This window comes from Streptomyces sp. SID8374 (genome assembly GCF_009865135.1).
Taxonomy (GTDB): Bacteria; Actinomycetota; Actinomycetes; order Streptomycetales; family Streptomycetaceae; genus Streptomyces.
Window position 1 is genome coordinate 2,405,639 of the sequence record NZ_WWGH01000002.1, and the last position, 11,482, is coordinate 2,417,120.

Consider the following 11,482-nt stretch of genomic DNA (forward strand, 5'->3'; position numbering starts at 1 on the left):
ACCGCGGGACCTTCGAGGCGCGCGGTCCACACAACCACCTGCTGCGACCCCGGCCGGGGCCGCCCTCTCCGGGAGAGGCGTATGAGTACCCAGTTCGAGGCCACCGTCACCATCGACCGCCCTATCGATGCTGTGTTCACCTACCTGGCGGACGGGCGGAACGACCCCGACTTCAGCCCCCGTGTGCTCAAGATCGAAAAGAGTCCCGACGGAGCCACGACGACAGGGACCGTTTTCCACAGCACCGTCAAGGACGCGGGAATGAAGTCTCAAAGGGACTTCGAAATAACAGAGTTGACCACCCCGACGCGAATTCGCTGGCGTGAGGCCTCCCACAACTCGATCACGGTACGAGAAGGCGGCTACGACCTTGAGGCGACCCCCGACGGGGCCACCCGCGTACGCCTTTTCAATGTCCTCGAGGGACACGGGATAGGCAAGCTGCTGCTCCCCTTGGCCGGTGGTGCATCACGCAAGGACGCCCCTGACTTCGGGGAGCGCATCAAAGTCGCCGCGGAACGTGCGATCTGACCAACAAGGGGCTTTGAGCTCCCGCCCCGGTCGTCCAGCGACAGGTTCCAGGGCTGTCCATGGACGGGAGACGTGACGGCCTCCGTCCGCAGCCCTTCGGCGGTAAGCGTCCGCAGCCGGGATGTCCAGCGTTCCGGAACCACTCCTCGACCGTCCGGTTGTCGCCGGTGACGCCCCCTTCCCAGCCGATTCGGTCTGACCTCCCTGGAGGCGGTGCGTACTGCCTCCAGAGAGCCGCCGGAGCAGCGCGTCAGCCCCGGCCGAGAACGCAGAAGTTATTGCCCTCCGGGTCGGCCAGGACGACCCAGGGAACGTCGCCCTGGCCCACATCTGCCCGCGTCGCGCCGAGACCTTCGAGCCGGACGACCTCCTTCGCCTGATCCTCGACAGGATCGGACATCACGTCGAGATGGAGGCGGCTGGTCACGACCTTGTCATCCGGCGTCCGGCGAAACTCCAGGTACGGCCCGACGTCCTGGACGGAGCGCAGCAGAGCGCGGTCGTCGGTCAGCTCATGGACGGTCCAGTCGATGGCCTCGCCCCAGAACCCGACCATGGCCCGAGGGTCGGCGCAGTCGACGACCACGGCGGCTATGGGCCCGGTGTCCCGGTAGAGCTCTCGGGGCTCCAGAACGCTGAAGACGTTGCCCTCGGGGTCGGCCAACACCGTCCACGGCACGTCACCCTGACCCACGTCGACGGGCGTAGTCCCGAGGCCTTCCAGGCGTCCGACCAACTCCGCTTGATGGGCGGCGGAGGTGGTGGCGAGCTCGAGGTGCACGCGGCACTTCACCGTCTCCGGGTCCGGGACGCGGACGAGATCGATACAGACGGCGGACGGGTGCGGCCAGTCGAAGCCGACGGGTTCGAGGTTGGTGACTCCCGGGCCTTCGCTGGAAACACCCCAGCCGAGCACCTCCGCCCAGAACTGGCCGAGCGCCGAGTCGTCCCGGGCCTTGAAGTTCACCTGAACAAGTTGCAGCGTCATGCTGGGCACCCTAGGGGTCTCCTGTGTTACCTGGCCACGGTTCAGTTGATCTTGGCGCGGCTGGTGCCGTTGATCACCAGTAGTGCGATCGGGCGTTCATGCGTTACGGAAACCGACCTCACGTCTGCGTGATCGCGCATACGTGACACCGCCGCCGAACCTACCCGTCGTAGATCCCGCTGAGTTGCGCACGAGCCTTCCCAGCCGACTGTCGCTCTGTCGGCGGAGCGGCAGCAACGCACCGCAGCGGGCTCCGTTGTCCGTGCCGGCCCGAGGGCTTCCGGCCCCTCGGTGTCCCCGGGGGCGCGAGGGCCGGCTTGCCGTGAGGTGTGCCCCGGTCAGGATTCCGCAGCACCTTGATGGCCGACGGCCGAATCGCGGACGTGATTTCTGCTGCTGGCGTTCCGAGATCACTGGAGAGTATTGCCACTCACTTAATATATGCATAAAGGATGCCAAAGCGGTCATTGATTGTTATTGCCTTACACAGGAGCCTCCTAGGCTTTAGCGTCGTATCACTGGTTTCTGACCGAAAGTCACAAGTACATGCGCATAACCAGGGCCGGCATGACCGGCCTTGTTCTCTTGTCCATCCTGTTGCCGACAGGCTCGGTGCACGCCGAGCCCTCCGTGGCACGGGCCGCGGCGAAGCCTGACTACCTGACCGCTCCCGACGTACCGTCCGCTCTCTCGGCGGCCCGGAGGGAGGGAAAGCGGGTGGAGGCGCTGTCCGAGCGCACCGAGACCTCCACCACCTGGGTGCACGGGGACGGCTCCCTGACGACCGAGCTGACCGCAGGGCCGATCCGCTTCGAGCGGGACGGGCGCTGGGAGCCGGTCGACACGGACCTGGCCGAACGCGCCGACGGTTCTGTCGCGCCCAAGGCCCACCCGGGCGGTCTCACGCTCTCCGGCGGAGGCGGCAAGGTGGCGGGCTCGCTGGCCGCGGCCCGTACCGCGGCCCCACGTGACCTGGTGACTCTCGGCGAGGGCGACCAGCAGGTCACCCTCCAGTGGAAGGGCGGTCTGCCGGAGCCCCGGCTGGACGGCAACCGTGCCGAGTACCCGGAGGCCGTGCCGGGCGCGGACGTGATCGTCGAGGCCACCCGCACCGGTTTCGAGCAGTACGTCGCCATCAAGAAGCGCCCGGCCGCAACCGACTATCGGTACACCCTGCCTCTGCGCGCCGAGGGGCTCGCGGTCAAGCAGCAGCCCGACGGCAGCGTGCTGTTCACCGATCGCCGCACCGGCCAGGAACGTGCGGTGATGCCCGCGCCGATGATGTGGGACGCCACCGTGGACGAGCGATCGGGCGAGCACACCCGCCGTGTACCGGTGGGCATGGACGTCGTGGTGAAGGACGACGACTCCTTCGACCTGGTCGTGACCCCTGATGCCGGGTTTCTCGCAGACCCGAAGACCCGCTACCCGGTGACCGTCGACCCGTCCACCTCCGCGCTCAGCAACGTCTTCGACACCTACGTCCAGCAGGGCGAGACCCGCGACTGGTCCACCGACACCGAGATCGACCTCGGCAACCCGGGGACGAAAAACGCGAACGGCACACCACGCACCGCGCGGTCGTACATCACCTGGGGCACCGCACCGATCGCAGATGCCCTGGTCAGCAGCGCCCAGCTGAGCCTGTGGAACTTCCACTCGGCCAACACCGACTGCAAAGCCCAGGCCTGGGAGGTGTGGTCGGCCGACCCGGCGACCACCGCGAGCCGATGGACCAAGCAGCCCGCGATGCACACCAAGCACGCGACCTCCACCCAGACCAAGGGCAACCCGGCTTGCGGCGGCGCCGGGTGGGTCAGCGCGGATGTCACCTCGCTCGCGCAGAACTGGGCCTCCGCCAAGGCCCCGCAGTCCAGCATGGGCCTGCGTGCGGCCGACGAGTCCGCCGTCGCACCCTGGAAGCGGTTCAGCTCGGCCAACGCGACGTCCAATCCGCCGAAGCTGACGGTGACGTACAACTTCCGTCCGCGCTCCGGCAACAACCGGCAGGCCGGCCCGCCCTACGCGCCCGACGCCTCGGGCACCTGGCAGGTCAGCACCACGACCCCGACCCTGCGGGACACGTTCTCCGACAAGGACGGCGACAAGATCAACGGCACGTTCGAGGTGGTCGAGGCGGCCACCGGCAAGCGCGTCGGCGACTACCTGGTCTCACCGTTCGTCGAATCGGGCCGCGCCGCCGCTGTCACCCTGCCCGACGGCCTGCTGAAGGACGGCACAACGTACCGCTTCCGCACCTCCCCCTACGACGGTACGCACTACAACCTGGCGTGGTCGCCGTGGACGACGTTCACGGTCGGCACCGGCGCCCGGCCCGGCGCGCTGCCGGACATGCCGCAGGCCTTGGAACAGGGTGCCACCGACACCCTGACCCCGCTGCTCTCCGGCGTCGTCACCAGCCCCGCACAAGGGCGGATACGGGCGGAGTTCGCCCTGCGCGACGAGAACGGAAAGGACCTCAGCGCAGTACACGTACCGGACGCGTGGGTGGACAGCGGCTTGCGCGCCGCAGCCCAGGTGCCCGCGGGCGCGCTGCGCTCCGGCACGACATACCTCTGGGCGATGCGAGCCTGCACTGACGCCGGTTGCTCGGCGTGGTCGTACGAGCAGGAGCTCACGGCCCGTGAGGGACCCGGCCTGAAGGCGCCGGTGACGAGGACGCTGCCCTTGAGCGGTGACGCGCTTGCCGACGCCACCGCCGCGGTCCGCGAGACCACGCCCGCGGTGAAGGGCGCGCAGCTCACCCTCGACGCCGACCACGCCGTTTGGCTCTCACCCGATCTCACCAAGGTGCCCGCCGGGGCGCGGATCACCGGGGCCCAGCTGGAGCTGACGCCTGTCCGTGGAGCGGAGCGGCCTTTGGAGGTCTATGAGTTGCTGGAGCCGTGGGCTGCTCCGCAGAAGGGTGCGGATCTTCCGGGCCTGTTGGACGAGGCTCCCTTCGCCGACGCCGCCCGCCTGGCGGACCAGGATCTTGCTCCCGTTGTTCAGTCCTGGCTGGAGCAGGACAGCGCTGAGGGGCTGGCCTTGCGGTTGCCGAAGGGTGCCAAGGACTCCGTGGTCTACCACTCGGGCCGGGCCAAGGATGCCGCACAGCGTCCGCGGCTCGTGATCGATTACGTGCCTGCTGCCGCTCCGGGCCGCCCGCAGGACGTGCGGGCCACCTCCGGGCACGGCGGGCTGCTGACCACCTGGAATCCGCCGCAGGACAACGGTGCGGCCGGTGAGGGCCTGGAATACACCGTTGCCGTGCAGAAGGAGAACGGCACCGAGGCCGCCAGGCTGACCACCGCGCTTCCGTACGCTGTCGTCTCCGGCCTGACCGACGGGGCCACCTACCGGGTTTCCGTCCAGGCCCGTACCGCCCACGGCACGAGCCCGGCCGCCACCTCGGAACCGGTGACCACCGCAAGCGTGCCCGGCGGGGCGGCCGTCTACCGGGAGATCGTCCAGCAGTACCTGAACGCCCGGGCCGGCCTGCTCACCGGCGGCTATCCGACGGCCGCCGCTGCGCTTGCCGCGAGCTCCCGGGGTGCGTCCTTCGCGGACCTGCTGAACGCGCAGGCCCCTGGTCTCGTCGAGTCCCGGGAACTGCTCGCCCGGCACGGGCGGACCTACAGTGACGCGACAGCCCAGCTCTCCGACGTCCTCGTCGGCGTCGATACCGACGGAGCGGTCTTCCTGCGGGCGTCGGTCACCGAGTCCGCCTCGCTGAACCTGGACGGGACGAGCGAGTCCGACGAAGGCCGGGGCGAGCAGCGGTTCACGTTCAGCACCAACGGCGGAGCCCCGATCCTGCACCTGGAAGCCGACGCGCCCGCCGCGGAGACCGTCCTGACCGAGACACCCTCCGCATGGACCGGCCTCGACGTGGCACCGCCCCAGGACCAGAACGCCGAAGAAGTGCCCGATGAGCCGATCGACCTCGGCTCCGACGGCTTTCCGGTGGACGAGGCCGCGGGACCGGTGCCGGTGGCGCTGCGCGCCGCAGCAGTCGTCGGCTCCGGTACGGCCAAGTGGGCCACCAAGAACATCGGCACCAAATCGGAGTACCAGCAGGACTGCACCAACTTCGTGTCCAAGGCCCTCTACTACGGCGGGAAGATGAAGACCCGCTCCGGCGGCCGCAAACACGACCGGGCCTGGTGGCAGCAGTACTACCTGTTCGGTTCGATCAAGAACAAGAGCTACACCTGGTCCGGTGCCGAGAACTTCCGCCGCCACATGACGAAGTACCGCAAGGCCCCGTCGGTGTCGAAGAAGAACGCCCGTCCCGGTGACATCGTGATGTTCAAATGGAAGAAGGAGAAGGTGTACAACCACGCCGCAGTCGTGGTGGGAAACTCCGGCCGCGACCTCCAGCTCAGGCAGCACGGCGGCCCCAGCAGGACCACCCTCAGCGCTGCCATCGCCCGCTACAAGCGCAAGTCCAACTACATCGAACGCGTGATCATCCTGCGCCCCAGGTCGAGGGGATGACCATGACGGTGAAACCACGCCGGGCCGCCCTCACCGCCGCCCTCGCCCTGTCCCTGGGCGCCCTGTCGCTGACCGCGTGCAGCAGCGACGACGACCTGTTGGACTACCAGACCGACTACGCCAACCACCAGCCTCTGCGGGTCACGGGCTACCCCTCCGCGGGCAGCCTTCGCACCGTCCAGCAGATCGTCTGGCACCTCGCCGACCGGGATGCCGACGCCTTGGCCGCCCTGCACACCGAGGACGGCGACGCCGGCTCCACAGCCCGAGCCTGGATCAAGACCTACTCCAAGGACGCCCAGGGCCAGGTGACCGCCGATTTCCTGGACGAGGGCTCCGTGCGCCAGGAAGTGGTACTCCACTTCGCCGAGTCCCGCCGCACCCAGGAGATCACCGTCCGCATCAACAACGAAGCCTGGGGAGTGGTTCTCGACGACCCGGCCCCCGCTGCGGAGTCACGGTGACATCACACCGGTAACCCGAATGACCCTTCCTTCTCCGCCTGGGGCCGTAGGCGGCATCAGAAGGTCCGGGGGAGGGGACCCGAGGGGCCTGTCCCTGACGGAATGAAGACGGCAGAGGGGGCCTGCTCTACGACCAGGCCCCCTCGAACCACTTCGGACGGCGTGACCCATTGTGTGAGCAGGCGGTGGGGTGGCAACGGGTGGGCGCCAGCAGGATCGTGGTGCGGGTGTCCTGCTAGCAGGTGCGGGGGCGGGAGTACGGTCGCCGCAGACCGGTTCTTCATCAACCGGCTGTCGGCCACCGGCATCAGCCTCCCCCCCCCCCGGCGTGGTGGTCGTATCGTCGTTTGAGAGGCCGGGTTCGGGCAGCATCTTCGGTTGTTACAAGCGCCTGGATGCCCCTAACGACCTGGTGCGCGGTCCGGTCTCCCGCACGTTGTGCGCGGGTTTCAACCGCTCCACCTTGCTGAACGGCGCGAACCACCCCGACAGCAACGCGGCGAATTTCTACCGGGACGCGGTCACCAACCATTACTCCCGCGCCATTCACGCTCAGATGGCGGATGGCAAGGCGTACGGCTTCGCCTTCGACGATGTGGGCGCTCACGAGTCTTTGGTCCACGACGGCAACCCGCAGGAGGCGCTGATCACGCTTGACGGATTCAGCTGACGGGTCCCTCTTCCCCGGCTCCGGGGGCCGGCGGCCGTGGTTCCCGTACGAACCGGCCGCCGGTGCCTGGGGCCGTTGCTTTGATTGCGGCCGGGGCCTTCTGCGGCCGGAGTTCCGTGGGCCTGGTGGGGGGCCGGCGATTGTGGGTGGGCTTGTCGGTGCCCGTCATGGGGCTCTGCCTTCCGGTATGGCCGTGGCTGCTGTGACGGAGCAGTGATTTTGAGGGGACTGGGCTGCTTTGGCCTGCTGTCCCTTGGGCGGTTGTTGTTCGTGGGTGTTTTCAGTGGTGGCGCCAGGGACAGCGACATCGAGGTCGTGTTCTGCCTGGGTGACTACTTCAAGTTGTGCAACGCCGTTTTCGGTACCGGGTTCAGGGCCCGGTGATGTCAACGGTTCGGGCCGGATCGTTGCGTGCCTCGCTCGCGGGACCGAGGCACGGTTCACCGGACACGGCCGTCCGGCCGACGCTCTTGTGTGTAAGCGAGACGTCGTCCTGTCCGGGGTTTCCGAGGCGGTCCTGAGTCGCTTCGAGCGACTTTTCACCGCCATCAACGATATTCTCGCCCTGATCTTGGCCGGGCACGCCATGAACCCGGACCGCTGGGGGGCTGCCGTGAGGTCCCAGGAGTCCGGTACAGGGGGTCGTCACGGCACAGGGGTCGGTGTCGGGTCAGTAGTCGAGGTCGAGGTAGTCGATGTCGTTGAGGGTGACGTCGGAGAGGCCTGTGGCGCGGTCTCCGCCGTCCTGGAAGTAGATCTCTTTGAAGCCTTCGGCGATGATTTTGCGCATCTGCTGGTCGCTGGCACCGGATTTGCGGGCGTCGAAGAGGCGTTGTGCGTAGGCCGGGGGGAGGTGCACGGTGAGGCGGCGGAAGCGTCCGTCGTCGGTGGTGCCGACCGGCGCGGTGTAGCCGAACCGGGCCCGGGTCTCCACGGTGATCCCGCCCGTGGCGGCGGCCTGCTTCTGCCGGCGTTTGCGCACCTGCGGCTGCCAGCGCTGGCGTACGGCGTCGTTGATCTTCGCGGCGATGTCGGCGCGGGCGTGCTTGCGGGCGCCGCGCCGGTAGCGGTTGACGGAGTCGGCGGTGACCCCGAGCTCCGCTGCGACGGCCTTGGCGCTGCCCATCTGCTTGAGCAGGTAGCCGATCTGGCCTTTGAGGGTCTTGGGCGGCTGTCGGGTGAAGGCTTCCCGGTCGGCCCGCTCGATGGCGTCCTCGATCTCCCCCACGGTCTACTCTCCTTCGTCCAGGACGGCGTCGCCGCCCTTGATGTGGCGGGCCGGGTTCAGGCCCTTCTCCATCAGGTCGACCGCCCACAGCATCGACTGGACGCCCTCCAGTTTCGCCAGCCCCGGGGTGGGCCCGAGGCGGAAGGCGCCGGGCTGCGGCTTGCCGGACGCGGCGTAGGGGAGGAAGTCGAGCGGGCTCTCACCGGGGCTGGGGTAGACGACGCAGTCGGAGAGCACGGCGAGCGGGTAGAACCCGGTCATCCTGGCCATGTTGTTGAGCTTGCGGTGCATGTTGACCCGGGCCTTGCTGATGACGGCGGCCCGGATGTCGGGGCGCCACGTCGGCCGGGACAGGGCCGGCCATGTCTCGCCCTCCTTGTAGGACTTGCCCTGCGGGCGCTCTCGGAGCTTGCCGACACCGCCCTTCACCGTCGCCTTGATCGCGGACAGGACGGCGGCCAGGGCCGGGTCGTTCTGCTTGTGCTGCTCCATCGCCGCCAGGAACTCCACGTCGGTGAGGTCCTTGGTGACCCCCATGTCCGCGAGGGTGTCGACGTAGGCGTTCTTCAGCCGATCGTGCCACGGGTCCAGGTACGCCCCGGTCTCCCTGCGCAGGTACGCCTCGATCGGGTGCACGTCGTGCCCGAGCTCCTGGGCGTAGGCGAGGGTGTGCGTCTGGTACCAGGCCGGGCCCGTCGGCCGGGAGCCGTCCGGGGTGAACGGGCTGGGCAGGCGCGGGTCCAGCTCGATGTGGGACAGGTCGGCCAGCCAGCTCCCGGGAATCTTCGGGTTGAACTTCGGGGCGTGGAAGTGGTCCGGAGCGGAGAGGCCGACGACCAGGCGGGCCGCGGCGGCGAGGAACGCGGTGTTGAGGTCGAGGCCGACCGCGTACGGCAGCGTGCACTCCTCATCGGACAGCGTCTGAACCGACCGCACCCACTGATAGGCCTCTTCGTTCAGGAAGCCGCCCGTCCAGCCCGAGTTCACGACGACGGGGTGCTCCGGGGTGGCCTCCGGCGGCGCCGGGTCCATCGGCTCCGTCCCCAGCGAGCCCGCGTTGTGGCCGGACACCCAGTTCCCGGTCTCTTCGTCCCGCACGGCCTTCGTCGGCGGGCGCAGCGCCGTCATCAGCTCCAGCCCGGACACGGCGGTGGAGCCGCGAGGCGTGATGACCCGCATCGCGTACACCCCCAGCACGCGGGCGATATCGGCCGGCTCCATCTCGCTGACGCCGGGCCAGGACCGCTCATCGAGGGCGTCCCACGACAGCACTGCCAGCTGCACGCACTGCCGCTCACGGCCCTGCGCGTTGCGGTAGATCCGGGCCCACGGCCCGAAGCCCCGCTGAGTGAGCTGCCACTTCGCCTTCGTCACCTGCTTGACCACAGGGTGGTCCTCCGGCAGGCGCAGGGAGCGGCGCTGCTCGTGGCCCTCCAGACGCTCCGGCAGCCCGAGCTTCACGGCGGCGGCCGCGGTGAGCACGACCAGGGGGTCGGAGTCCTTGCCGTACCGGTTGAGCTTCGCGGCACCGAGGCCGGACTCCTTGAGGGTCCACTCCACCAGCTCCGGGATCGTGGTCGCCGGGCAGTCCAGCACGAGACCGTCCGTGCCGTACGCGCAGCCGTCGCCATCCAGGACGGCGAGCGGGCCGTGAGGGAAGCGCGGGTCGACAGCGGGCGCGGCAGCCTTCTTGGCCGCCGGACGCCGCGACATCGCCGAACGTGCGGGACGTTCGGGCGCCGCCAGGGCGGCCGGGGCCTGAACCGGCGCGGCAACCTCCGCCTGCTCCGGGGCGGCCGAGCCGGTGAACGTCCCGGGCACCTCCGGCTGCGGCGCGACAACTGGCGCGGGCGCGGCCGAGGAAGCGTGCGCGGGGTACTTCGCTGCCCACCCCCTCAGGAGCCGCTGGTAGGCCTCCAGGCGCGGCGACTTCGGTTCTGAGCGGCCGTTCTCGTAGTTCTTCACCGTCTGCGTCGACGTTTTCAGCGCGACCGCAAGGCGAGCCTGGGTAATGCCGGCCGCCTCACGCAGCCGGGCACGCTCCGCCGGAGAAGGGAGCTGCGGCTCCTCCTCCAACAGCGCGTCGACGGACGCGAACAGCTCTTCCTCAGACGCCATTCCATGCACCCTCACGTCAGGACCCGATACCACTTAACCAAAAACTTACCCTACCCTTTAACCCTCTCGCGCCCATTCCAGCCCGAGCGCGGCGAGCGCGGAGAGTTTGTCGACGGTGAGCTTCGCACGGCGCCCCCTCTGATTCATGACCCAGACCCCCAACTTGACGGGATACTCCTGGCCACCGACCTTGACCCCCTCCACATGACCCCTGGGGACCTTCACAGAGCCTTCCCGGGCCTTGTACTGCGCCAAGGCCGCCACGCCCTTCTCGAAGGTCCCCAAGGGTGGCGCGGACAGCTTCGGGAGTTCCGAGGCCGGCGGCGTGATGCCGAGCTGCTCCAGACGTTCGCGCTGTCCGCCCGTCAGGGCCTGCCAGACCTCTGGTTTCCGCTGCCGGGCCAGCCACTTGCCGATGTCCATGCCGTGGACCGTGAAGCCGGGAAGGACGTCCGCCTGGCCCTCTTCGTCGGCCACCAGCTCGCGCAGAGCGGCGTAGTGCCGCTGCCATTCCGCCGGCCACGAGGGGTTCCAGTCCGCGTCCACGGCCTCCAACGCCGTCTTCCACTCCGGGTGGCCGTCCAGCGCACCCGCGCGGCGCAAATTGCTCAACCACTGTCCTACCGGTCTGGACAGGGCCACTGCAGACCTCGGAGCACAGAGAGTCCAATGGTCCGCGTAGTACGCCTTCGCGGCCTCCAGGTTCTCCTGGAACCGCTCATCGGCCGGGCTCCAGACCATGCCCAGCTTCTCCAACCGCTGCGCCCGCTGGCCAGTCATCTGCCCCGCCCCATAGGCCCTTCGCTGTTCTGCGACCCATGTCCCCAGAGGAAACGCCCCCTCCTTGAAACCATACGGAACTCGAGCGTGATGCTCACGCTCCGTGAACGTCTTGAGCGCCGACCAGCCGCGTGCCCAGTCCTGGCGCTCGGTGTCGATGACGTTGAAGGAAATCCAGTCCGCGACCATCACCGGGTCACGTG

The 11,482-nt window shown here is 68.7% G+C and carries 7 protein-coding genes and 2 pseudogenes; 5 read left to right on the forward strand and 4 right to left on the reverse strand.

Features of this window, described 5'->3' with window-relative positions; genetic code table 11:
- The first annotated feature begins 81 nt into the window (after positions 1–81).
- Positions 82–531, forward strand: a complete 450-nt coding sequence (locus GTY67_RS33910; protein WP_161281577.1) for an SRPBCC family protein — start codon at positions 82–84, stop codon at positions 529–531.
- Between the two features lie 250 nt (positions 532–781).
- On the opposite strand, the gene GTY67_RS33915 is transcribed toward GTY67_RS33910, so the two are convergent.
- Positions 782–1,519 (reverse strand): VOC family protein, encoded by a 738-nt coding sequence (locus GTY67_RS33915; RefSeq protein ID WP_161281578.1) that lies wholly within the window; start codon positions 1,517–1,519, stop codon positions 782–784.
- Between the two features lie 567 nt (positions 1,520–2,086).
- Here GTY67_RS33915 and GTY67_RS35265 point away from each other — a divergent pair.
- The 4 genes and pseudogenes from GTY67_RS35265 to GTY67_RS33930 all read left to right on the forward strand — a co-directional run.
- Positions 2,087–3,850, forward strand: a pseudogene (locus GTY67_RS35265) (DNRLRE domain-containing protein); the annotation flags it as partial.
- A gap of 252 nt (positions 3,851–4,102) precedes the next feature.
- On the forward strand, positions 4,103–6,019 hold the full coding sequence (locus GTY67_RS35270) for an amidase domain-containing protein (protein ID WP_237503068.1): 1,917 nt from the start codon (positions 4,103–4,105) through the stop codon (positions 6,017–6,019).
- 2 nt (positions 6,020–6,021) lie between these two features.
- Complete coding sequence (locus GTY67_RS33925) at positions 6,022–6,483, forward strand: hypothetical protein (RefSeq protein ID WP_093688206.1); 462 nt, start codon at positions 6,022–6,024, stop codon at positions 6,481–6,483.
- Between the two features lie 334 nt (positions 6,484–6,817).
- Positions 6,818–7,153: pseudogene (locus tag GTY67_RS33930) on the forward strand (beta-1,3-glucanase family protein); the annotation flags it as partial.
- Between the two features lie 670 nt (positions 7,154–7,823).
- On the opposite strand, the gene GTY67_RS33935 reads toward GTY67_RS33930, so the two are convergent.
- The 3 genes from GTY67_RS33935 to GTY67_RS33945 form a co-directional block, all read right to left on the reverse strand.
- Positions 7,824–8,381, reverse strand: coding sequence for an XRE family transcriptional regulator (locus GTY67_RS33935; RefSeq protein WP_161277295.1), 558 nt, complete (start codon positions 8,379–8,381; stop codon positions 7,824–7,826).
- Between the two features lie 3 nt (positions 8,382–8,384).
- On the reverse strand, positions 8,385–10,499 hold the full coding sequence (locus GTY67_RS33940) for a helix-turn-helix domain-containing protein (protein ID WP_161281580.1): 2,115 nt from the start codon (positions 10,497–10,499) through the stop codon (positions 8,385–8,387).
- A 57-nt stretch (positions 10,500–10,556) separates the two neighbouring features.
- Positions 10,557–11,482, reverse strand: a 926-nt coding sequence (locus GTY67_RS33945; protein ID WP_161281581.1) for a helicase associated domain-containing protein, incomplete at its 5' end; no start/stop codon positions are given.